The following is a 22,479-nucleotide window of genomic DNA, read 5'->3' as shown; positions in this document are numbered from 1 at the left end:
TTAAGAATGCTGGAATAAGGAGATTGATGAACATGTACTTTTATAAAGAAGATTTAATTAATATGATAGTACCTGATAAACCGGATCCTCATGCGGCGAGAGTACTGCAGGAGGCATTGGGCGGACAGTTTGGCGAAATGAGGACGCTGATGCAGTTTTCATTCCAGAGCGCAAATTTCAGAGGAAAAGCGAAGCAATATCGTGATCTGATCAGAGGTGTGTTTTTGGAAGAGCTAAGCCATGTCGAACTCGTTCAAACTACGATTAATCAGCTCCTGAATGAAGCGGGAGGGAATATGCCCGGCAATCAGGCTGCAGATGGAGCTCCATTGGATGATGTGATCCAGGGTGGAGCGAATCCGCATCATTTCATTATGGGGGCAAAGGCATCTCTTCCTGTCGATGCTGGCGGCAACCCGTGGAACGGCTCATGGGTATATGACCATGGCAACCTGGTGGCCAACCTCCTGAATAATGTGGTTCTTGAATCGACGGGTGTTCTCCAGAAATCAAGAATTTACGAGATGAGCAGCAATAAGACGCTAAGAGAGACGATTGCCTTCCTGATTGTCCGGGATAATGCCCATCAAAATGCTTTTGCAAAAGCACTGGAAACGCTAGGAGTGAATTGGGGCAAAATATTCCCGATTCCTAATTACGATTTAAATAAATACCCTGAATGCCGAAAATATGTGGAAATGGGCTTCCACAATGCCCAGTTTAATTTCAGGCTTGATGATACCCGGATCGGTGAAGTTTTTCAGGGGACCACTCCAAGCAGAAATGGCGGAGACCTTGCCGTGGTAGAACCGCCAAAAGGCTATCCTGTACCTGAAATGCCTGATATGCCAAATGAGCATGCGCCGGGGCTTTTTGATTTAAATAATTAGTTTTTTCTTCTGGCGTCCTGAATATAGGACGCCATTTGTTTATATATTTTTAAGGTTTCCTCCAGCATTTTTGGGGAATCTATAGTTATCGAATCAATGAAGAACATTTTTGTTCCTGAAAGGAGTGTCGCGGATGGAGTCTATTTGGCTCGAGTATGCCTGGGCATTATTGATATTAATTGGACTGGAAGGATTGCTGTCGGCTGACAATGCTCTTGTCTTAGCCGTCATAGCGAAGCATTTACCGGAAGATCAGAAGAAAAGGGCGATAAATTACGGAATAATTATGGCTTTCGTTTTCCGGTTTGGTGCGCTATTTGCCATATCATTTATTGCAAACGTATGGCAGATCCAGGCGATTGGGGCTGCCTATCTATTGTACCTTGGCTTAAAACATGTGATTAAGGCTAAGTTCGGGAAAGAAAATGAAAATATTCGTGAGGATGTGAAGGAAGAAGCAGCCGGGAAAGGATTTTGGCCTACTGTGGGGAAGATTGCATTAGCCGATCTTGCCTTTGCCATCGATTCGATTCTTGCTGCTGTGGCGCTGGCACTTGGTCTGCCGGATTCACCGCTTGATGATTTCGGCGGCATGGATGGCGGCCAGTTTATTGTAGTGGTGCTTGGCGGGATTGCCGGACTGATTCTGATTAAGTTTGCTGCAACCTGGTTTGTGAAGCTCCTTGCCAAACGCCCGGCATTGGAAACAACAGCTTATGCGATTGTTGCCTGGGTGGGTGTCAAACTTGCTGTTATCACACTTGCCCATGAGGATATCGGTGTCCTTGACCATCATTTTCCTCATAGTACAGGATGGACACTGGTCTTTTATGGCGTATTGGTGGCCATTGCTCTGTTTGGCTGGTTTGCGCCGGGTAAAAAGCAAACTGAGGGTGAAGCTTTATAAAGAGATTTGCGTTGATCTTTGGATTAACGCATTTTTTTATGGGCAGCTTTTGCAGGCTGTCTTTTTTAATTGAGAAAATAATAAAATGCTGAAGCAAAAGTAGAGATTTTGTGATTGGATTAAGTATAAAAAATTACAGGTGATATTAAAAGAGTGCTAGTGATAACGCTTTCACGGACTGGTAATAAAGTTATAATTTTTCCTGTAGGCAGGTAATTTTTATCCATTATAAAGGGGGAAAAAGAAATGAAAAGAAAGTGGAAAGTCATTTCTCTTATGCTGATGATGTTTGCGTTTATTGCAGCAGGATGCAGCCAGGGCACTGGCGGCAGCAGCAGTGAAGTGAGTGTCGGAATCGTTTTGCCAACGAAAGATGAGCCTAGATGGGTTCAGGATGAGCAAAGATTTAAAGATGCGTTAAAAGGAACGGAATATACAACAGAGATTTTGTTTAGCCAGGGCTCTTCGGCTAAGGAAAAAGAAAATGTAGAAACATTGCTGAACAAAGGGATTGATGTGCTGATTATCTGTCCGCAAGATGGAGATGCAGCTGCTGCAGCGGTGGAGGCTGCAAAGAAAGATGGCGTAAAAGTCATTTCCTATGACCGTTTAATTACCAATACAGATGCTATTGATTACTACGTAACATTTGACAGCCTTGCGGTAGGAGCTGCACAGGCGCAATATTTAGTTGACAACGCAAAGGGCAAGGACGTGCCTCTGTACCTGTACGCCGGAGCTGCTTCTGATAATAATGCCTTCTTGTTCTTCCAGGGAGCATGGAGTGTGCTACAGCCTAAAATTGCAGATGGGACATTCAAGATTGCTAACTCAAGCGAAGCTGAAGCTTTGAAAGATACAGCTGATCTGTCCCGTGATCAGCTAAGCAAAATTATTGGACAGGTGACAACGAACTGGGATCCGAACGAAGCGAAGAACAAAGCACAAACGCATTTGACAGCAGCTTCTGATGATATGAAAGGCGATGTGGCCATTCTTGCTCCGAACGACGGAACTGCCCGTTCCATTGCAGATGTCTTTGGAACTGACAGCGCAGTATCCAGCTATCTTGTAACAGGCCAGGATGCAGAGAAAGCTTCCATTCAGTATGTTATTGATGAAAAGCAATCCATGACAGTATTCAAGGATGTTCGTACTCTCGTTAAAGATGCAATGGGTATGGCGATTGATATCCTTGAAGACAAGGACCCTGAGACAACCGGATCTTACGATAACGGCAAGGTTGAAGCTAAAGCAAAGCAAACAGATGTAATCGTTGTCGACAAAGATAACGTGAAAAAAGAACTGATTGATTCTGAATACTATAAAGCTGATGAATTTACAGGACTTTAATCAATAAAGGACGAGAAATAGTGATAGATGCGTCTATCACTATTTCTCCTTCTGATTAGCTGTATGGCTAAGGGGGGAGTTATAATGAGCGAAAGTATTTTGGAAATGCACGGGATTTCCAAGGAATTTACAGGTGTCAAAGCGCTCAGCAATGTCAATTTCAAGGTGGAAAAAGGTGAGATCCACTGCTTGATCGGTGAAAACGGAGCGGGTAAATCCACTCTGATGAAGGTACTCAGTGGCGTGTATCCTTATGGCACCTACCAGGGGGATATTGTATTTGAGGGCAGTGTGCAGCAATTCAACAAGATCAGTGACAGTGTAAAAGCAGGAATCGTCATTATATACCAGGAGCTTGCATTGTTTCCTGATCTCACAGTCTATGAAAATATATTTGCGGGCAATGAAATGAGGCAAGGCGGAATCGTCGATTGGAACCGGACTATTGCTGAAGCTAAAAAAATGCTGGAAAAGGTTAAGCTCGATGTGAACCCTGAAACACTCGTAAAAGATCTGAGCGTTGGAAAACAGCAATTAGTCGAAATTGCCAAAGCTTTAAGCAAGGATGTGAAACTGCTTATCCTGGATGAGCCGACTGCAGCACTTAATGAGGATGACAGCGAAAATCTGCTGAATCTGTTAGGTGAGCTGAAAGAGCAGGGAATTACGTGCATCATGATCTCCCATAAGCTGAAAGAAGTCATCTCGATTGCAGATAAGGCTACGGTGCTTCGTGACGGCCAAACCATTTGTACTCTGGACGCAGCAAAAGGCGAAATCTCTGAAAATGTCATTATTAAAAACATGGTTGGCAGGGAAATTGAAGATATTTATCCGAAGAGGATGAACAAAACATTTGGCGATCCTGTACTTGAGCTCCGCAGCTGGTCTGCGTATGCTGTGCATTTGGGCAGGCAGGTTGTAAAAGATGTTAATTTTCATGTTAAGAAAGGAGAAATTGTCGGGATTGCGGGCTTGATGGGGTCAGGCAGGACAGAACTTGCCCTGAGTATTTTCGGAAATCCAAAATCTTATAAATTACAAGGCGAACTATTGGTGGATGGCGTTCCAAAAACGCTGAAGCATCCGAGTGACGCCATCAGGTCAGGGATTGCGTACGTAACGGAAGACCGAAAAGGGGACGGCCTGTTTTTAATACAGGATATTAAAAACAACATTTCTGCAGCAAACCTCAAACGGGTTGCTGTAAATGGAGTGATTAATGATAACGAAGAAGTGAAGGAAACAACGGAATATAAAAAGTCCATGTATATCAAAGCATCCTCCCTTGAACAGATTGTCGGCAATTTGAGCGGGGGGAACCAGCAAAAAGTGTCCCTGGGCAAATGGTTATTTGTCGGGCCAAAATTGCTGATCCTGGACGAGCCGACGCGGGGCATTGATGTTGGGGCAAAATTCGAAATTTATACGATAATGAATCAATTGATTGAGGAAGGCATGAGCATCATTATGATTTCTTCAGAACTGGGTGAAGTCCTTGGGATGAGCGATCGTGTCTATGTAATGGCGGAAGGCCAAATGAAAGGCGAGCTGTCGATTGAAGAAGCAAGTCAGGAAAGTATTATGCAGCTTGCTACGCAATAGGAGGTAAAATATATGGAATTTATAAACGAAGCGAAATCGCTATTTAAGGATAATATCCGTGACTACGGCATGTACATTGCCTTATTCGTTATTATGCTCACCTTCACCATTATGACTGACGGGCTGTTTATGTCTTCACGAAATATAAGTAATTTGCTTGATTCAACGGGGTACATCGCTGTCCTGGCAGTGGGGATGACTCTGGTTATCGTGATTCGCCATATCGACCTCTCAGTCGGGTTTGTTGCCGGCTTTTTGGGAGCCATTGCTGCGATTCTCCTGACGGGAATGGGAGTGCCATTTTATATCACCATTCCGATTATCCTCGTGCTGGGTATTTTTGTCGGATTATTCAATGGCCTGCTAGTTGCAAAGTTCGGCATCCCCTCCTTTGTAGCTACTCTAGCAGGAATGCTGATCTTTAGAGGTGCACTTCTTCAGGTAACAGAGAAAACAGGGACCATTATCATCAAGGATGACGGATTTAACGCAATCGGAAATGGATTCATTCCTTCGCTTATGCAAGTGAATGGACTGCATCTCCTTACACTGATTCTCGGTGTACTGGCTATATTGCTGTATGTATACAGTGAAATTACCACGCGGAAAAACAAGATGAACTATCAATTCGAGGTAGTGTCAAAAGGGATTTTTATTATTAAATTAGTTTTTGTTTCTGCTATCATTTCCTATATTACCTGGATCCTGGCAGGCTACAACGGGTTTTCCTGGACGGTTGTCATTATGCTTTTAGTGGTTGTCATCTATCACTTCCTGACAACGAAAACCGTGCTTGGAAGACATATATATGCTGTCGGAAGCAATCCGGAAGCGGCACATTTGAGCGGAATCAATGTAAATAAAATTACGTATATAGTATTCGGTTCAATGGGGATGCTGGCAGCCCTTTCCGGCATATTATTCACCTCGCGCCTTCAGTCAGCGACCACTACAGCTGGGACATTATTTGAACTCGATGCCATTGCAGCTGCTTATGTAGGCGGGGTTTCTTCTGCAGGGGGCGTGGGCAAAATCACTGGTGCCATTATCGGTGCAGTAGTCATGGCCTCTTTATCAAGCGGCATGAATCTGCTCGGTGTGGGGGTTTCCCTCCAGTATATGATCCGCGGAGGCGTATTGGCGGGTGCTGTGATCTTTGATGTCATGACCCGTAAGAAGAGAGGATAGATTACCAGTTTCCTGGATTAGCAGTTTTGAAATGGGCATCCGGCAAGAGGGTGCCCTTATGATGAAGATAGGCAGCATTCCTTAAATCGCCGATTATCCTCCTGCTAACAACAGACAATCCTCTCTCTTTCTAACTCTTCTATAAGCCGTAAAAAGGTGATATGATTAAAATTATTTAACTATTCATACTTAGGAAACGGAGATACAGCCTTGCGTAAAACGGGTATTTTTGTATTTTGTCTTACATGTATCGTCCTTGGCTATTTTACATTTACGCTATCAAAGAAAGCGTTTACATCCGAGTGGGATCTCCCAGCTGGATCAGATGGCCAGAAAGTGAAATATCGCCTGGTCCTGATAACGCAGGAATTAGAAACCCCCTTCTGGGATAAGGCAGGTATTGCTGCGCAGGAACAAGCACGGAAGGACGGGGCAAGCCTGGAAGTCTGGGGAAGCTATGGGAAGAATCAAGAGGAATTTTTAAAAAAATTGGAGGTAGCCATTCAATCAAAAGTGGACGGCATCATTGTTCAGGGTCTGGACACACAGGAATTCAAAGATTTAGCAAAGATTAAGGCTGCTTTTTATGGAATCCCAATTATTACAATTGCCAATGACGTGCCCAAATCTGAAAGCTTGAGAAAAACGTACGTCGGCTCGGATCAATATCTGGCCGGGCGGTTAATTGCAGAACAGCTTCTTGACGATATGGGCCATGAGGGAAAAGTTATTCTCATGGGCGACAAGCATAAAGAGTTTTATCAGCAGCAGCGCCTCGATGGCATTCATGAAGTACTGAAGGATTATCCAAATATCCAGACAGTCTATGCGGAAACAACTGATGTTAGGGAGGAAATTATCGCTGCCACTCAGAATATGCTGAATCAAAACCCGGATGCTGACAGTTTCATAGCTATCAAGGCGAATATAGCCGGAGCGATGATTCAGGAAATTGGCAGGCGATCACAGGTAAAACCTTATTATATCTATTCTTTTGACGATGGTCCGGATTCAATATCTCTGCTTACTCAGGGAAAACTTGATGGAATCATTGAACAATCTCCTGAGAAAATGGGAAGCCTCAGTGTAGAGCTGATTTTAAAATGGCTTAGGGATGAAGAAGTGCCGCTGAAATCTGATGGCTATCTTACCGATATCAGGATATTAAAGGCGATGGAAAAGCAATGAACAAGATTCATAAGAAAATCTGGACACTCACTACTGTCATTCTATTAATTATGGCAGCCATATGGATCACACTTACCTATTATAATCAGAAAACTCAGAATCAATATAACGACATCCTTCAGCGGTATCTTCGGATGAATGAGGTTACAAGGACAAGCCAGCAGATGATTGCAGACTTGAATAACTACTTTATTACTCCTATACCGGAAAATCTGGAGAAATTGAACAATAGCAAGGAAAAAATGATAAAGGTTAAAAGGGATGTTTCATATCTTCGAAATTCAGAAAATGATTTTGCACTGACAAATTATATGAATCTGATTGATAGCCTGGTTGAGACGACGGACCGCTCCCTTCTTTTCTTTAATGAAAAGGAAACAGAGGATTCTGCGAAAGAATTCTCGGAAGCGACGCGCATCTCCATGTATATCTCCGAGATGACGCTGACGCTGATCGATAGTGAACTGAATACATATGAACGGTTTTACCGGGGGATCATTGAACAGTCCGAAGAAATCAAAAAGCTGGGGATTTGGCTGATGCTGATGATCACCTGCCTCTTAATGTTCTTGACCTATGGATTTTCCTTAAGCATTACGAAGCCTGTACAGAAGCTGACCAAGGCAGCAAATGATTTATCAAGGGGGAGATTTCATTTGCCGATAAAGGTTGATTCGAATGATGAAATTGCTTTTCTTGCCCAGACCTTTGACCGGATGCGGATTAATATCAATAACCTGATTTCAGAAATCCAGCATAAGGCACAGCTGGAGCATGAGCTGCAGGAAAGCAAGTTATTGCTGAAGGAAAGCCAGCTCTTGAACCTGCAAAGCCAGATTAACCCTCATTTTTTATTTAACACATTAAATACCCTTTCCAAGAAAGCCTATCTGGAAGGTTCTCATGAAACCAGTGACCTTCTAGTAAGTGTTGCCGGCCTGCTGCGCTATAACTTAAAAAGGCTTGATAGGCCTGTAACACTTAGAGAAGAAGTGATGGTCCTGCAGCAATACATGGATATCCAAAAAGCCAGATTTACAGATCGCCTGCATTTGAAAATGTCAATAGATGAAACGTGTCTGAATGTGGACATTCCGGGTCTTACGCTGCAGCCGATCATCGAGAATGCCGTCAACTATGCAGTGGAGCCAAGAGAAGATGGCGGGATCATCTGGTTTCGCATTCAGGATGGAAATGACTGTGTGATTATAGAAGTGGAAGACGACGGTCCAGGTATTGAGGAATTTAAAATTAAACAGATTCTTCAAGGGCAATTCATTCAGAAAGATGGAAATTCAACAGGCATCGGGTTTACCAATGTTGTCAGGCGTTTGCGTCTTTTTTACGGCTATGAAGATGTCATGAACATTGAGAGCAGTGCTGCCGGCACAAAAGTAGTGGTGACAATACCGAAAGATAGGAGGGGGGCAGCATGACAAAACTCCTGATCGCGGATGATGAACAAATTGAACGGGAAGGGCTGGAAGTGATTCTGCAGAAAGCCTTTCCTGGCGTTGAAATCAGCCAGGCGAAAAATGGGAAAATGGCCGTTCAAGCGGCTAAAGAGTTTAACCCTGATTTAATCCTGATGGACATTCAAATGCCAGGGCTGAATGGCCTGGAAGCTATTAAGCTAATCAGTGAGGCTGATCCGCATATTAAATTTATTATGATTACAGCATTCGATACATTCGATTATGCACGGCAGGCCATAAAGCTAGGGGTCAAGGATTATTTACTGAAGCCAAGCAAGATCACGGAAATAGAAGCAACAATTGGGAAGGTGCTTGAACAGATTGAGGAAGAGCGGAGGTTCCGTGAAATGACGAAACTTCAGCAGGATGCACTGCAAAAGGCTCTTCCTGTCATTGAGACCGATGTCGTGACACAGCTGCTGTTCGATCATGTCCATGAAGTTCATCTGGATATGCTGGTTGAAATGCTCGATATTCGCTCAACAGATGAACAGTTCGTCATGAGCATCCTGCTTCCTGATGGACAAGAACACCTCTATACCTCAGTCAAAGAGAAAGTCAGGCAAGCAGGCAGTGCATGGGTAGGTGCACTATATGGCCGCCAGCTTCCCATCATCGTTTTTCGGGAAAAACAGCATTCATTCCGTTCACAGGCTATATCTATAGCCGGCGAAATTCTTTCCCTTGCAAAAAAAGGCTCATCAGAAGGCTGGTTCGTCGGGATTGGAAACGCTTGCGGTTCGCTGCAATCCATCCGTCAATCTTATCAGGAATCTCTTATAGCCACCCTGGATTCAACTCTCCCCGTTAAATACCGATTTTATTCCGATGTGCCAGTGCTTAGCGCAGGGGAAGATTTACAGCTGACCAAAGAGCGGGAAAAGCAGTTTTTCGATCAAGTCAGGCTTGGCAAGTGGAAGCAAATCAGGTTGCGTGTAATGGAGATGATTCAGCGGTGTGAAACGGAAAGGGCCGGGGTGATTCAAGCGCAGCAGCGGGTGCTGCAGCTGCTTTGGATTGCTTCACGTGTAATGAGTGAGATTGGGGTAGAAGCCCCTGCGCCATTTTTTGCGTATTCAGCCCAGGATTTCCGGCAGCTGCGTACTGAATCGGTACAAATGCTAAATCAAATGAAGAATTCGTATATGGAGCATTACGCCAGGCTGGAAGCTGATACTATTCACCAGCTGAAACAATATATAACCGAACATTCCCATGAAGATATTTCCCTTGAAGCATTGGGAAGGAAAGTGGGGTTAAGCCCAATCTATATCAGTAAAATGTTTAAGGAGAAACTAGGGATAAACTATATCGACTTCCTGACTGAATGCCGTATTGAAAAAGCAAAGAAGCTGATGGCGGATCACGGAAAAAGTCTGAAAGAAATTACCTTTGAGGTGGGCTATCATGAACCGAATTATTTCAGCAAGGTTTTCAAAAAGATGTGCGGCGAGTCGCCGACGGATTTCCGCAAAACCCTTCTGGGCAAAAAGGATTGATGGAAGGAAAAGGGGCAAGGCAGATGGATAGAATTCAAATGAAGCTGATTCTGGCTGCGCTGTTTCTGGTTTGCCTCCTGTCAGCCTGCCAAAAGAATACAGTATTCGAAAAAAATCCCGGGAAACCAATTCCTGCTGCCGGCGAAGCGGAAGGAGAAGAGGGTGGGGAGAACCCCATTAAGATCGGCTTTTCAATGGATACTTTATTGGAAGAGCGCTGGCTGAAGGATAGAGATCTGTTCAAAGAGGCTGTCGAAGAGCTTGGAGCCGAAGTGAAGATCATGGCTGCGAATGGGGATGATGCGGTTCAAATATCTCAGGCAGAAACATTGATAAAACAAAGAGTTGACCTTCTGGTTGTCGTTCCCCATAATGCTGAAGCCACCGCTTCGATCGTCAAAAAAGCACATGAGGCAGGCATTAAGGTCATCTCATATGACCGGCTGGTGAAAAATGCTGATATCGACTTATACATATCCTTTGATAATGAAAAGGTTGGCGAGCTGCAGGCAAGGGCTATCACCAAACTGGTTCCTAAAGGGAAGTATGTGTATATTGGCGGAGCCATCACTGACCATAACGCCCATTTATTCAAACGAGGAGTCTTTAACGTGCTTCAGCCTTTAATTGAAAAAGGAGATATACAGATTGTATATGATCAGTGGTCCAGAGATTGGACGCCGGCGAATGCATTTGTGAATATGGAAGAGGCTCTTAAAGCTAATCAAAATCAAATTGATGCCGTAATCGCAGCAAATGATGCAACCGCAGGCGGCGCCATCCAGGCACTGGCAGTGCAAGGGCTGGCAGGGAAAATCCCTGTAGCCGGGCAGGATGCCGAGCTTGCCGCTGCCCAGCGGATCATCAGAGGCACGCAGACGATGACGGTATACAAACCTATCGGCACGCTCACTAAAGAAGCTGCTGAACTAGCGGTCAGAATGGCAAAAGGAGAACAGATAGAAGCGAACCGAAAAATTAACAATGGCAAAATAGAGGTGCCTTCCGTCCTTCTTTCGCCAATTGCTGTCGATAAACACAATATGGATCGTACCATTATTGCAGATGGATTTCATTCCAGAGAAGAAGTTTATAAGTAGGGACGAGAGAGATACACACTACCTCCCGCCGCCTGGGACATGGAATCTGTCCCTATGTCCCTATTGCATGAACGGGTCTGCACTGGTATGATAAATGTAATTATAATGAAATGGAGGTTTTCCTTTTGACAGCATCAATGAGACTAAGAAACCCGCTTTTCAAGCGTTAATTGAATACGTTTGAAAGCTCTGCCTATGTTCAGAGCAACGGGATTGGTCTGTCTATTTAAGGAAACCTAAATTTAACGGTTATTTTTAAAGAGGGGATGAATTTCGCCTCTTTTTTGCTGTCTATAGAAATAGAATGTACAGAGCGGATTGATCAACTGAATATAGGCAAAGCTTGTTTTTATAATTAATTAAATATAGAAATGAGTGATTAGACAATGAGTACAGTAAATCCTAATCTGCAGGAGAATTGGCTAAAGAATATTATTCTCTTTTTAAGCAGTCAGACGATCTCGCTTTTTGGATCGTCCCTCGTTCAATATGCGATTATGTGGCATATTACGTTAACGACAGAATCCGGTTTGATGATGACGCTCTACATTATTTGCGGGTTTATTCCAACCTTCTTTTTATCACCGGTTGCCGGTGTTTGGGCAGACCGGTACAATCGGAAAATGCTGATTATTTTAGCGGATGGTCTTATCGCCTTTTCAACGCTGATTCTCGCTATCCTCTTTTTAATGGGATATGAATCCATCTGGCTGCTGTTTGTCATGGCGGCGATTCGTGCCCTTGGAACAGGGGTTCAGACTCCTGCCGTCGGAGCGATTCTGCCGCAGATAGTCCCTAAGGATAAGCTCACAAAGGTAAATGGAGCAAACGGGAGCATACAAGCGGTTATTATGTTTGTCTCGCCAATGGTCAGCGCCGCGCTGCTGGCAATGGCATCACTTGAAGTCATCTTCTTCATCGATGTCATCACAGCAGCGATTGCCATTTTTACACTGATGACATTTGTCAAAATCGCTGTGCACGAAAAAGCAGCAGCCAAACAGACAACGAGCTACTTCAGCGACTTTAAACAAGGGCTGCAATATGTAAACAGTACTCCTTTCCTGAAGAAATTCTTCCTGTTCTTTGCAGTTTTCTTTGTGCTGATGGCCCCTGCGGCCTTTTTGACGCCCCTGCAGGTTACCCGCACCTTTGGCGGGGATGTGTGGAGGCTGACAGCGATTGAAATTGCTTTTTCAGTCGGTATGATGGCTGGGGGAGGAATCATTGCTTCCTGGGGAGGATATCCAAATAAAATTAAAACCATGACCCTTGCCAGTCTCATCATGGGGATTTGTACCCTGGCTCTTGGCATCGTACCGGTTTTCTGGATCTATTTAGTGTTCATGGCGTTATTCGGGGTTGCCATGCCAATATTCAATACACCGACGACAGTATTGCTGCAGGAAAAAATTGAAGAGAATTATTTAGGCAGAGTGTTTGGTGTCATGGGAATGATCTCCACCTCCATGATGCCGATTGGCATGCTGATATTTGGCCCAATCGCAGATATTATTGCCATCGAATGGCTTCTTGTGGGAACTGGGGCATTCATTATTCTATTAGCGGTCATTTTAGGCCGTGATCAGGTGCTTCTGGAAGCGGGGAAGCCTGCGCTGAGTGAATCGTAAAAACCCTTCTAATTAAATTAAGAGAAACAAAACAGCAGTTAAGGTAAAGCCCAATTCGCAAATTGAATTGGGCTTTTGCTAATATATTTTTATTTGAATGTTAGATTTTAATTATGTTTTAATGTACAGGGAGTACAGGTTAGCAGGAGGCTATTATGGGTTTAAAATATAAATGTTTAATCTTAGATCATGATGATACAGGGGTAAAAAGCACACCTGGTATACACTTTCCATCATTTGCAGAGGCTCTTAAAGACTTGCGGCCAAATGATAAACCTATTTCTTTTGAAGATTTCGTCAGATATTGTTATCATCCGGGATTTGCTGCATTATGTAAGGATATTATTAAATTTACAGATGAGGAACAAAATCACCAGCAGATGGTATGGAAAAAGTATACCGAGTCAACTGTACCGGACTTCTATAAGCTGTTCGCTGAGACCGTTCAAGAATTTAAAAAGCAAGGTGGAATTGTGACGGTTGTTTCGCATTCCGAGACTAGTCGAATTGAAAGAGATTATTCCATTCATTGTGGATTTGTGCCAGATGCCATCTTTGGCTGGGACCTTCCTGAGCATCAAAGAAAACCACATCCATATCCAATTAAAGAAATATTAAGGCGCTATGAACTTCAAGAGGCTGATGCATTAATGGTGGATGACATGAAGCCGGGAATGGATATGGCCAGAAGCTGCAATGTGGATTTTGCGGCTGCCGGATGGTCTCACAGCATCCCTGAAATCAAGGAACAAATGAAATTAGAATCAAAGTATTATTTTGAAACAGTAGACGAATTTAATAAATTTATTTTTAAATAACAAAACGCTTAGGCTAAATCCTAAGCGTTTTGTTATGCATAAACAATTTTAGAATAAAGTCTGAGTAACAAGGAACAGCTGGAATTTAAGGAGAATAATAATATTTAGCATTTCTTTTAGGGGGAATAAGTTATGAGGCAAATTATCGCACTTGGAGGAGGCGGGTTCTCCATGGAGCCGGAGAATCCATTATTAGATGAATACATTTTACGTCAGTCAGGTAAAGAAAATCCTAAAGTCTGTTATGTGCCTACTGCAACAGGAGATTCCGATATTTGTATTAAATGGTTTTATGACTTTTTTGAAAAGCAGAAGTGCCAGCCTTCCCATTTATCTTTATTTAAACCGCCAGCAAGAGATATAGAGGGATTTATACTGGATAAAGATATCATTTATGTTGGAGGCGGAAATACGAAGAATTTATTGGCTTTATGGAAAGAATGGGGATTAGATAAGATTTTAAGAAAAGCATGGAACCAAGGGATCGTATTAGCCGGCATCAGCGCGGGCTCCATTTGCTGGTTTGAAGAAGGGGTCACGGATTCTTATGGTGATAAACTGGAGCCCTTAACATGCCTGGGCTTTTTACAAGGAAGCAATTGCCCTCATTACGACGGGGAAGCGGAAAGAAGGCCTGCCTATCATGAGCTTTTGGCTTTTGATAAAATAAAGCCTGGAATTGCAGCGGATGATGGAGTGGCTATCCACTTCGTTGAGGAGGAGATCAGCCGAATCGTAAGCTCAAGACCGAATGCTAAGGCCTATAAGGTCTATTTCGATAAAGAAGTAAAAGAGATTGAACTGAAAACCGAATATTTGGGTTCTTGAGGCGAATCAGTGTTTTGCTGTTAACTTTATTAAAATAGAAGGAAGTGCTTAAAGATGGATTTACAGATGGTTATGCAGGAGCTCGAGGCTCTCGGCAAGGAACGGACCAAGAAAATGTACATATCAAACGGTGCACACGAGCCGCTTTTTGGCGCTGCAACAGGAGCAATGAAGCCAATCGCCAAAAAAATTAATAGAAATCAGCCTTTGGCAGAGGAGCTATACGCTACAGGGAACTACGATGCCATGTACTTTGCAGGCATCATTGCAGATCCAGAAGCCATGACAGCAGAGGATTTTGACCGCTGGATGGATGCCGCTTATTTTTATATGCTGTCCGATTATGTGGTAGCCGTTACATTAGCTGAGGCAGATATTGCACAGGACGTTGCCGATAAATGGATCGAAAGCGGGGAAGAGCTGCGGATGTCAGGGGGCTGGAGCTGCTATTGCTGGCTTTTGGGGAATCGTCCGGACGCTGAATTTTCAGAGGAGAAGCTGGCCAAAATGCTTGATAAAGTGAAAGATACCATCCACGATTCTCCGGAGCGTACGAAATCAGCCATGAATAATTTTGTCTATACAGTAGGTGTATCATATTTGCCGCTCCATGAAAAAGCGGTTGAAACAGCAAAAGCCATCGGGCCGGTAGAAATGAAGCGGGACAAGAAAAAAAGCAGTTTCCTGCATGCCGCAGAAAATATCCAGAAGGAAGTAGATAGAGGGAAGCTCGGTTTTAAAAGGAGATATGTAAGATGTTAAAACCTCGCGTGATGAATGAATATTGATACAGAGCTGGAGGGACAGGGACCTGCCCCGTTGTCTCCATTCTTAGAACGGCACACTGGACGAAATAAAAAAGGGAGCTGCTGCAAATGAGAATACCTATCTATCAAATTGATGCTTTCACAGACGAGAAATTCAAAGGGAATCCTGCGGCGGTATGTCCATTGGAAAAATGGATTGATAATGACCTGATGCAAAGCATTGCTGCCGAAAATAATCTGGCTGAAACAGCCTTTTTTGTGAAAAAGGGAAAGGATTATGAGTTAAAATGGTTCACACCAAAAGCAGAAATTGATTTATGCGGGCACGCGACATTGGCAGCTGCTTATGTCATTTTTACTTATCTCGATGAAAGCCAGATGAATGTAAAATTCCATACAAAAAGCGGAATTTTAGAAGTATCCAGGGACCGTGAACTATTAACCATGACGTTCCCTGCCCGGGAAGGGGAAAAATGTGAAGCTCCGGAGGCGCTCATTAGAGGACTGGGCAAGGAACCAATAGAGACTTATCTATCAAGGGATTATCTGGCCGTCTTTGAATCAGAACAGGATTTACTTGACCTGGAATTAAATATGGAAGAACTTAAAAAGCTGGATGCTTTCGGTGTTATCGCCACTGCCAAAGGTAAAGAATCTGACTTCGCATCAAGATTTTTTGCTCCAAAGGCAGGTGTTGATGAAGACCCTGTTACCGGATCAGCTCATTGCACATTGGTTCCATACTGGAAAAAGGTATTAAATAAGAGTGAATTTACGGCACTGCAATTATCAGAAAGGGGCGGAATGCTTTATTGTGAAGAATTAGGCGATAAGGTGAAACTATCTGGAGAGGCTGTTGCATATTTGGAAGGATATATTCATGTTTAGACGATCTGTTTCTTTGCGTGCCAGCGCATGTTATAATGAGGAACTTAGGAATTATGATTTCAAAATGCAACGGATGCCCAGAAAAGCCTCCGCCTAGTGATTGAATTTGGAGGTGTTAAGTAATGAATAAACGGTGGACAATCAGTAAAATTAAAGAATTTGTTGAGAAAAATTCAGATAGTAAGCTGTTAACGACAGAATATCATGGTTTTTCTCAGAAACTGCTTTTTAAATGTGCGTGCGGCAGTGAGTTTGAAAAAACATTTACGAAATTTAAAAATAATCACCAGCGCAAATGTGATGTGTGCCAGCCGCCTAAAGCTTCACGCTAATCGAATATCAGAAAATAAACGAAGTGCCGATTTCAATTTAAAGAAATGGGCGCTTTTTCTTTTAGCAAGCTTTCTCTTTGTTCTGAAAAGAAGTTGACTTAAGCAAGTAATATAATTATTATATTTGACAAAGGCAAATATATTCTAAGGAGTGATTTCTTTGTCAATGATCTCGTTTGAAGAAAGAATCAGTGCTGTTCGCCATTTTAATCGCTTTATGACAAGACAAATAGGGGCTTTGCGGGAGGGGTTACTGCATAGCCCCTACTCACTGACAGAATCCAGAGTCCTGTATGAAATTGCCACTAATGAGGACCCTGCAGCATCAAATTTAATTCAAGAGCTGGGTTTAGATGCAGGCTATTTAAGTCGCATATTAGCCCGTTTTGAAGAGAGAGGCCTTATAAAGAAAGAACGTTCTCCTAAAGATGCCAGGCAGCGCATACTAAAGCTTACGCCAGAGGGAGAAAAAGCTTTTTCTAAACTAAATGAACGTTCATACAATGAAATCGCGGACCTTCTTGGGAAATTGCCGGAAAGTGAACAGCAGCAATTAATTAACGCTATGCAAACCGTTGAAGGACTGATCAGCAAGAATGAAAGCCTAAAATTTTCAGGTCCATATTTTCTTCGTCAGCATGAACCTGGTGATATGGGGTGGGTTGTACACAAGCATGGTCTTTTGTATTCACAAGAATATGGATGGGATGAGAGATTTGAAGCTCTTGTCTCTCAAATTGCAGCAGATTTTATAAATAACTATAATCCTAAGCGGGAACGCTGCTGGATTGCCGAAATGAACGGAGAAATAGTGGGTTCTATTTTTGTTGTTGAAGGAAGTGAGGATACGGCTAAACTGCGTCTATTAATAGTAGATCCAAAGGCGAGAGGATTGGGCCTTGGTTCACAATTGGTTGAGGAATGCATAAACTTTTCCAGACAAGCAGGATATAAAAAGCTCGTTCTATGGACAAACAGTGTTCTTAAAGAAGCGCGGCATATCTATCAGAAAAAGGGATTTCAGCTTGTTAATGAAGAAAAACATCATAGTTTTGGACACGATTTAGTTGGCGAATCGTGGGAACTGCTGCTTTAAGGGACACGGGGACAGGTACACTGTCCCTATTGCTGTTTTTTCAGAGAAAATGTGCCCCTCAGATTAATAGATTAATCAAAAGCCTCCACTCAAAATTGAATGGAGGCTCATAGAAGGAACGGGATTACGGATGAATGGCCGTCGGCCTCCGGTGCCATGGTTGGTTATTGGTTACAGGTGAAGTTGTAATTGGTCATGGATAATCGGTTGGGCCATTTCCATTACAAGGTACCTTTGTACACAATAGGAGGATGTTCCTTCTATGCCTTGAAGCAGAGTCTCACTGCTTCAAGGTTTAGAAATACTTTTCGCTGTCAAACTCTAATTCTATCAAATAGTTCTTGTTATTAATTAAGTTGGACAGACGATTCGCCTGGCGTTCGGCTTCCAGGCCCTTTAATCGGTACTGCTCGGGATCGAAAAGCGCCATTTTCACCATCGACACGTTTTCCGACAAGGTATAAAGGAATTCCTCCCTTGCTGCTGTGCCATACTCCTTGAATTTGCGGGCCTTTGCCCGATATTGGGTGGCAAGCTCGATTGCTTCTACGATTGGCAATGATTCATTGTTAAATGTGATGTCATTTTCAATATTGGCTTTATATACTAGCTTATCCAGCAGTCTCATGTCTTTGCGGACTTCATCCATCTCTTTTTCCACCATGGAGAGAGCGCGCGGCATTTCAGGAAGCTTGCTGCCTTTTTCAATATCAGCAAATGCAACACGGTCCATTTCTTCTTCTAACTCGTGAATTCGTTTAGCCAGTACACTTTTTAATTTTACTGCTTCAGCCAGTGTAAGTTTTTGCATGCCTGAATCTGCTCCTTTAATAGATTCGTTCTTAGTATTATTATATAGTCGGGAGTCATATATTGGAAGGAATAACTGAGCTCCTTGATTCTCAGGGAAGCCTAGAAACGTACAATAAATTTAGTATTTAAGTTAAATGAGGAACCTTGTAAAGACAGCCTGCTGAAACAATACATCTCTGATAAAGGGAAGGTTGTTTTCGGTTAATTTTAATGATATATTACCACTAATAAACTTATTAAAGGTCTTTAATAAGTTTATTAGTGAATACTTTTTAAATCTGTTTAATAAGTATGATTTGCAGGCGGTGAGAATAATGAAGACTGCTCCAAAATCTTTAAGGCTGGTCATCCTTTCTGGTATACGCAGGTCGCTTTTAGAACTGGGAAGTGCAACAAAAGTTGAACTCAGTGATAAATTGGGAATCAGTTTTCCGACGATAAGCAAGTTCCTTGCCCAGATGGAGAAGGATGGGGAAATTTTGTCGGCGGGATTGGACGAATCAAGCGGCGGGAGAAGGGCGAAAAGATATACATACAATCCTGACTATATGCTGGGCCTGGCAATTTTCTTAGAGAAGACAGAGACGAATTATGCCATTTTTAATTGTGCGGGTGAAGTGAAGGAACAAGGAACCGTTCAAAGTGTATTGACTGACGGCGGGCTGCATTTATTAACGAGTTCGATTGAAGCCTTATTGATGGCCAATCAGGCAATCCGTTCGCTTGCCATTGGGGTTCCCGGTTCCGTTAAGAATGGGCGGATTTTTTATATACCCGGCTATGACCAGTTTCAAGATTTCGATATAAAAGGATATTATGAGAATCACTTTTCGATGCCAGTTGTTGTAGAGAACGACATGAATGCTGCTGTTCTTGGATATCACCATTATAAGGGGATAAAAGATCACCAATCCCTTGTTTATTTATATTCCGGTCAAAATGGTCCTGGTGCCGGATTTATGATTAACGGAGATGTTGTGCGGGGAAACACATTTTTTGCCGGGGAAGTCTCATTCGTTCCTCAATATGATGACCGAAACTTCCGAGAAGCCCTGGAAAATGGAACCAGTTATAAAGGGGTATTGATATCCAGAGATAATCAAATTGATGCTATCAGCAGATTAGTAGCCTCGATTACGGCTATCATTAATCCTCATACGTTCATCTTCTGCAAAGATGAAGTGGAGGAGACCCTGGCAGAAAAAATTGCAGCAGCAAGCTCAAAATATATTCCGCCAGAACACCTCCCCGTTTTGGCAATTAGTGATTGGAAGCAGGACTATTTATACGGATTGCAGAGTCTGGGGCTGGGGCTTATGCTTGATTCGCCCGAAAAATATATCAGGAAATAGGTGAGGCTGAAGCATGGCAACAATCCTTTTGGTGATCATATATTTGGCTTTTATTAGCCTTGGTCTGCCGGATTCAGTGTTAGGGGCTGCATGGCCTGTCATGCAGGCAGACTTAGGCGCCCCGCTTGAGACTGCCGGATGGCTTTTTATGACAATAGCTGGGGGTACAATCATCTCGAGCTTACTTAGCGGAAGAGTCCTCAACCGGTTTGGAACTGGGAAGGTATCCTTTTTCAGTACGTTAATGACTGCTGCCGCATTACTTGGCTTTTATTTTGCTCCATCGGTTTATTGGCTATTTCTATGTGCCATACCGCTCGGATTGGGGGCAGGTGCAATTGATGCAGGATTAAACGACTATGTTGCTGCACATTACAAAGCACATCACATGAGCTGGCTGCACAGTTTCTGGGGAGTCGGAGCCACTATTGGCCCAATCATCATGGCCCAGTATATTGCAGGGGGAAACTCCTGGAGCAATGGGTATTTTGCCATTGCTGGAATACAATTTGTGCTGGCAATCATCCTTTTGCTGACTTTTCCTTTATGGAATAAAGGAAAGAATAATAATAAAGCTCTAAGTGAAGAGGCGGAAGAATCAGAAGCGAGATTGGATCATGCCGAAAATGTAAAACCGCTCCAAATCAAAGGAGTTAAATTAGCTTTAATTTCTTTCTTGTTTTATTGCAGTGCTGAAGCCACCATGGGACTTTGGGGAAGCAGCTTTCTGGTAAGTGTGAAGGATCTGCCGGCAGCGACTGCTGCCCAATGGGTTTCCTTTTATTTCGCAGGCATTACAATTGGCAGATTTATTACTGGCTTCATTACGTTTAAAGTGAATAATCGTACTCTTATTCGGATGGGGCAAATTCTTGCACTTGCTGGTGCCATCATTCTTTGCCTGCCATTGCCATCCGATTTCGCGCTTGCAGGGTTTATTTTGGTTGGATTAGGATTGGCCCCGATCTTTCCGTGTATGCTGCACGAAACGCCAGCGCGTTTTGGGAAGAAGCATTCCCAGACTATCATGGGATATCAAATGGCTGTTGCGTATACAGGCAGTACCTTTATGCCGCCTGTTCTAGGCTTCATTGCCTCTCATTCAACAATTGGGATTTTTCCGATATGTATTGTTCTTCTTGCTGCAGCAATGTTCTTAAGCTCTGAAAAACTGAACCGCCTGCTGAATAAGAAAGAGATTAAAAGCTCAGCAGATGCAACCCTTTCACACAATTAGATAACGTTGAAAGAAGGAATTTAAATTGAAAACAGAAAAAGAGAAAATGCTGGCTGGAGAAATGTATGATCCTGCCGATCCGATATTATTAAAGGAACGTGAAGAAGCAAGACGAAAGGTCAGAATTTATAATCAAACTCTGGAGACTGAAGGAGAAAAAAGGACAAAATTATTAAAGGAAATGCTCGGTTCAACTGGAAAAAACGTATATATGGAGCCAAATATCAGATTTGATTATGGCTATAATACGCATGTAGGAGAAAACTTTTTTGCGAACTTCGACTGCACCATCTTAGATGTCTGTGAAGTGCGTTTTGGAGATAATTGCATGCTTGCACCCGGAGTACAAATTTATACGGCAACACACCCGCTTCATGCTGCTGAACGCAATTCAGGCAGAGAATATGCTAAGCCGATCCTGTTTGGAAATAATGTATGGATTGGCGGAAGTGCCGTAATTAATCCAGGTGTAACAATTGGGAACAATGTTGTGATCGCATCAGGTGCGGTTGTTACGAAAGATTTGCCTGATAATGTAGTAGTTGGCGGAAATCCAGCTAAGATAATTAAACAAATTGAGCTTTAATTCTCCTCAGCATCCATAAAATGAAAAGCCATTTCACCCATTGTAGATTTGGCCTTTTTTATGTTTCAGTGCAGGGAATCTGACTTTATTTTTCAAGCTTCCGTTATTCTTAACTACAGTGGCTTCTTGCTTGAATATGAGGGGCAATAGCTCATTAGAAGCTATTGCCCCGTGAATCTCCCTAACACGAATAATATTGCTCACCTAAGATAAAACTTTTAAATAAAACATTGGAGGAAAGACATGAGAGAAAAGAAAGAAAAGCCGCTCGAGGATATCCAAAAAAATGCTCAGGATTTATATGAGATAAGCAATACAGAATACGGACTTGAATCAGTTGCTGAAGGCTGTGATTTTGCTGAGGGGGAAAAGGATAAACCTCTCCAGTGTGACGGGTTATAGTGTCAGCCGCTTGGAAAACTTCCTGAAAATGAAACTGACATTTATTTGGCTTTATAAAAAAGAAGGAGGCGAACCCCCTCCACGATTTAGGGGGATCGCCAATAGGTTATTCATCCTTCTTTTGTTTTTTTGCCAAAATTGTCCGCAGTTCGTTAATTTCCTCATCAGACAGGGAGTCTTCCTGGATGAATTGGACTAGCATGGATTTCACCGTTCCGCCATAGATTCGCTTGATAAAGGATTGAGCTTCAGCCCGCTGGCATTCATCCTGTGAATAGAGCGGGAAAAAGGTATAGACTCTCTGGTTTTTATTTACGCCGACTACATTCTTATGGACAAGCCTATCCAGAAGAGTACGGATTGTTTTGGGCTTCCAGTCTGTACTCTCTTGTAAGGATAGAATGACTTCATTAGCCGTTTTGGGTGCGCCGTGCCAAAGAACTGTCATGACTTCCCACTCGGATTCTGAGATGCTGGGAATCCTATCAGTCATATTACCGCCCTCCTTCTTTAATGAGATGAAC

The 22,479-nt window shown here is 42.9% G+C and carries 22 protein-coding genes; 20 read left to right on the top strand and 2 right to left on the bottom strand.

The window, feature by feature from the left end; genetic code table 11:
- Positions 1-32: 32 nt before the first annotated feature.
- The 16 genes from JI665_RS24245 to JI665_RS24170 all read left to right on the top strand — a co-directional run bounded on the left by JI665_RS24245 (position 33) and on the right by JI665_RS24170 (position 17,565).
- A complete protein-coding gene (locus JI665_RS24245; protein WP_206845077.1) occupies positions 33-890 on the top strand; it encodes a manganese catalase family protein in 858 nt (285 codons plus the stop codon).
- Positions 891-1,023: 133 nt separating this feature from the next.
- Positions 1,024-1,797 (top strand): TerC family protein, encoded by a 774-nt coding sequence (locus JI665_RS24240; RefSeq protein WP_206845076.1) that lies wholly within the window; start codon positions 1,024-1,026, stop codon positions 1,795-1,797.
- 246 nt (positions 1,798-2,043) lie between these two features.
- Positions 2,044-3,150 (top strand): sugar ABC transporter substrate-binding protein, encoded by a 1,107-nt coding sequence (locus JI665_RS24235; RefSeq protein WP_206845075.1) that lies wholly within the window; start codon positions 2,044-2,046, stop codon positions 3,148-3,150.
- A gap of 84 nt (positions 3,151-3,234) precedes the next feature.
- Positions 3,235-4,755, top strand: a complete 1,521-nt coding sequence (locus JI665_RS24230) for a sugar ABC transporter ATP-binding protein (RefSeq protein WP_206845073.1) — start codon at positions 3,235-3,237, stop codon at positions 4,753-4,755.
- A 12-nt stretch (positions 4,756-4,767) separates the two neighbouring features.
- Positions 4,768-5,943 carry a sugar ABC transporter permease gene (locus JI665_RS24225; RefSeq protein ID WP_206845072.1) on the top strand — a complete coding sequence of 392 codons (1,176 nt, stop codon included), beginning with the start codon at positions 4,768-4,770 and terminating at the stop codon, positions 5,941-5,943.
- Between the two features lie 210 nt (positions 5,944-6,153).
- Positions 6,154-7,131: a sugar ABC transporter substrate-binding protein gene (locus JI665_RS24220; protein WP_206845071.1), complete on the top strand. Its 978-nt coding sequence runs from the start codon at positions 6,154-6,156 to the stop codon at positions 7,129-7,131.
- Positions 7,128-8,567, top strand: a complete 1,440-nt coding sequence (locus tag JI665_RS24215) for a sensor histidine kinase (RefSeq protein ID WP_206845070.1) — start codon at positions 7,128-7,130, stop codon at positions 8,565-8,567. Before JI665_RS24220 ends, JI665_RS24215 begins: the two co-directional genes overlap by 4 nt.
- Positions 8,564-10,105, top strand: a complete 1,542-nt coding sequence (locus tag JI665_RS24210) for a response regulator (RefSeq protein WP_206845069.1) — start codon at positions 8,564-8,566, stop codon at positions 10,103-10,105. The genes JI665_RS24215 and JI665_RS24210 overlap by 4 nt, the downstream gene beginning before the upstream one ends.
- On the top strand, positions 10,102-11,205 hold the full coding sequence (gene xylF, locus JI665_RS24205; protein WP_414635282.1) for a D-xylose ABC transporter substrate-binding protein: 1,104 nt from the start codon (positions 10,102-10,104) through the stop codon (positions 11,203-11,205). Before JI665_RS24210 ends, xylF begins: the two co-directional genes overlap by 4 nt.
- A gap of 386 nt (positions 11,206-11,591) precedes the next feature.
- Positions 11,592-12,836, top strand: coding sequence for an MFS transporter (locus tag JI665_RS24200; protein WP_206845066.1), 1,245 nt, complete (start codon positions 11,592-11,594; stop codon positions 12,834-12,836).
- Between the two features lie 155 nt (positions 12,837-12,991).
- Positions 12,992-13,654: an HAD family hydrolase gene (locus tag JI665_RS24195; RefSeq protein ID WP_206845064.1), complete on the top strand. Its 663-nt coding sequence runs from the start codon at positions 12,992-12,994 to the stop codon at positions 13,652-13,654.
- A gap of 132 nt (positions 13,655-13,786) precedes the next feature.
- Entirely contained in the window at positions 13,787-14,482 is a 696-nt protein-coding gene (locus JI665_RS24190) for a peptidase E (RefSeq protein ID WP_206845062.1), read from the top strand.
- A gap of 54 nt (positions 14,483-14,536) precedes the next feature.
- Positions 14,537-15,244 carry a DNA alkylation repair protein gene (locus tag JI665_RS24185; RefSeq protein WP_206845060.1) on the top strand — a complete coding sequence of 236 codons (708 nt, stop codon included), beginning with the start codon at positions 14,537-14,539 and terminating at the stop codon, positions 15,242-15,244.
- A gap of 113 nt (positions 15,245-15,357) precedes the next feature.
- On the top strand, positions 15,358-16,137 hold the full coding sequence (locus tag JI665_RS24180) for a PhzF family phenazine biosynthesis protein (protein WP_206845057.1): 780 nt from the start codon (positions 15,358-15,360) through the stop codon (positions 16,135-16,137).
- A gap of 122 nt (positions 16,138-16,259) precedes the next feature.
- Complete coding sequence (locus tag JI665_RS24175) at positions 16,260-16,469, top strand: hypothetical protein (protein ID WP_206845053.1); 210 nt, start codon at positions 16,260-16,262, stop codon at positions 16,467-16,469.
- Positions 16,470-16,635: 166 nt separating this feature from the next.
- Entirely contained in the window at positions 16,636-17,565 is a 930-nt protein-coding gene (locus JI665_RS24170; protein ID WP_206845234.1) for a bifunctional helix-turn-helix transcriptional regulator/GNAT family N-acetyltransferase, read from the top strand.
- A 295-nt stretch (positions 17,566-17,860) separates the two neighbouring features.
- Here JI665_RS24170 and JI665_RS24165 read toward each other — a convergent pair whose 3' ends face one another.
- A complete protein-coding gene (locus JI665_RS24165; protein ID WP_206845051.1) occupies positions 17,861-18,376 on the bottom strand; it encodes a hypothetical protein in 516 nt (171 codons plus the stop codon).
- Positions 18,377-18,692: 316 nt separating this feature from the next.
- On the opposite strand from JI665_RS24165, the gene JI665_RS24160 reads away from it, so the two are divergent.
- From JI665_RS24160 to JI665_RS24145, 4 genes are all read left to right on the top strand, one after another.
- Positions 18,693-19,730 carry an ROK family transcriptional regulator gene (locus JI665_RS24160; protein WP_206845049.1) on the top strand — a complete coding sequence of 346 codons (1,038 nt, stop codon included), beginning with the start codon at positions 18,693-18,695 and terminating at the stop codon, positions 19,728-19,730.
- 13 nt (positions 19,731-19,743) lie between these two features.
- Complete coding sequence (locus tag JI665_RS24155; protein WP_206845047.1) at positions 19,744-20,967, top strand: MFS transporter; 1,224 nt, start codon at positions 19,744-19,746, stop codon at positions 20,965-20,967.
- Between the two features lie 25 nt (positions 20,968-20,992).
- Complete coding sequence (locus JI665_RS24150) at positions 20,993-21,553, top strand: sugar O-acetyltransferase (protein ID WP_206845045.1); 561 nt, start codon at positions 20,993-20,995, stop codon at positions 21,551-21,553.
- A gap of 243 nt (positions 21,554-21,796) precedes the next feature.
- Entirely contained in the window at positions 21,797-21,955 is a 159-nt protein-coding gene (locus JI665_RS24145) for a hypothetical protein (RefSeq protein ID WP_206845043.1), read from the top strand.
- Positions 21,956-22,061: 106 nt separating this feature from the next.
- On the opposite strand, the gene blaI is transcribed toward JI665_RS24145, so the two are convergent.
- Positions 22,062-22,448, bottom strand: coding sequence for a penicillinase repressor BlaI (blaI, locus tag JI665_RS24140; RefSeq protein ID WP_206845041.1), 387 nt, complete (start codon positions 22,446-22,448; stop codon positions 22,062-22,064).
- Between the last annotated feature and the right edge of the window lie 31 nt (positions 22,449-22,479).

The sequence above is a fragment of the Bacillus sp. NTK034 genome (assembly GCF_017303275.1).
Taxonomy (GTDB): domain Bacteria; phylum Bacillota; class Bacilli; order Bacillales; family Cytobacillaceae; genus Cytobacillus.
The sequence above is the reverse complement of the archived record's forward strand: the minus strand, read 5'-3'. Positions and strand labels throughout refer to the sequence as shown.

Excerpts from the sequence above, each read along its gene's own strand:
- JI665_RS24245 (WP_206845077.1), top strand. The coding sequence starts at position 33 with ATGTACTTTTATAAAGAAGATTTAATTAATATGATAGTACCTGATAAA.
- JI665_RS24240 (WP_206845076.1), top strand. The coding sequence starts at position 1,024 with ATGGAGTCTATTTGGCTCGAGTATGCCTGGGCATTATTGATATTAATT.
- JI665_RS24235 (WP_206845075.1), top strand. The coding sequence starts at position 2,044 with ATGAAAAGAAAGTGGAAAGTCATTTCTCTTATGCTGATGATGTTTGCG.
- JI665_RS24230 (WP_206845073.1), top strand. The coding sequence starts at position 3,235 with ATGAGCGAAAGTATTTTGGAAATGCACGGGATTTCCAAGGAATTTACA.
- JI665_RS24225 (WP_206845072.1), top strand. The coding sequence starts at position 4,768 with ATGGAATTTATAAACGAAGCGAAATCGCTATTTAAGGATAATATCCGT.
- JI665_RS24215 (WP_206845070.1), top strand. The coding sequence starts at position 7,128 with ATGAACAAGATTCATAAGAAAATCTGGACACTCACTACTGTCATTCTA.
- JI665_RS24210 (WP_206845069.1), top strand. The coding sequence starts at position 8,564 with ATGACAAAACTCCTGATCGCGGATGATGAACAAATTGAACGGGAAGGG.
- JI665_RS24200 (WP_206845066.1), top strand. The coding sequence starts at position 11,592 with ATGAGTACAGTAAATCCTAATCTGCAGGAGAATTGGCTAAAGAATATT.
- JI665_RS24195 (WP_206845064.1), top strand. The coding sequence starts at position 12,992 with ATGGGTTTAAAATATAAATGTTTAATCTTAGATCATGATGATACAGGG.
- JI665_RS24190 (WP_206845062.1), top strand. The coding sequence starts at position 13,787 with ATGAGGCAAATTATCGCACTTGGAGGAGGCGGGTTCTCCATGGAGCCG.
- JI665_RS24185 (WP_206845060.1), top strand. The coding sequence starts at position 14,537 with ATGGATTTACAGATGGTTATGCAGGAGCTCGAGGCTCTCGGCAAGGAA.
- JI665_RS24180 (WP_206845057.1), top strand. The coding sequence starts at position 15,358 with ATGAGAATACCTATCTATCAAATTGATGCTTTCACAGACGAGAAATTC.
- JI665_RS24175 (WP_206845053.1), top strand. The coding sequence starts at position 16,260 with ATGAATAAACGGTGGACAATCAGTAAAATTAAAGAATTTGTTGAGAAA.
- JI665_RS24170 (WP_206845234.1), top strand. The coding sequence starts at position 16,636 with ATGATCTCGTTTGAAGAAAGAATCAGTGCTGTTCGCCATTTTAATCGC.
- JI665_RS24165 (WP_206845051.1), bottom strand. The coding sequence starts at position 18,376 with ATGCAAAAACTTACACTGGCTGAAGCAGTAAAATTAAAAAGTGTACTG.
- JI665_RS24160 (WP_206845049.1), top strand. The coding sequence starts at position 18,693 with ATGAAGACTGCTCCAAAATCTTTAAGGCTGGTCATCCTTTCTGGTATA.
- JI665_RS24155 (WP_206845047.1), top strand. The coding sequence starts at position 19,744 with ATGGCAACAATCCTTTTGGTGATCATATATTTGGCTTTTATTAGCCTT.
- JI665_RS24145 (WP_206845043.1), top strand. The coding sequence starts at position 21,797 with ATGAGAGAAAAGAAAGAAAAGCCGCTCGAGGATATCCAAAAAAATGCT.
- blaI (WP_206845041.1), bottom strand. The coding sequence starts at position 22,448 with ATGACTGATAGGATTCCCAGCATCTCAGAATCCGAGTGGGAAGTCATG.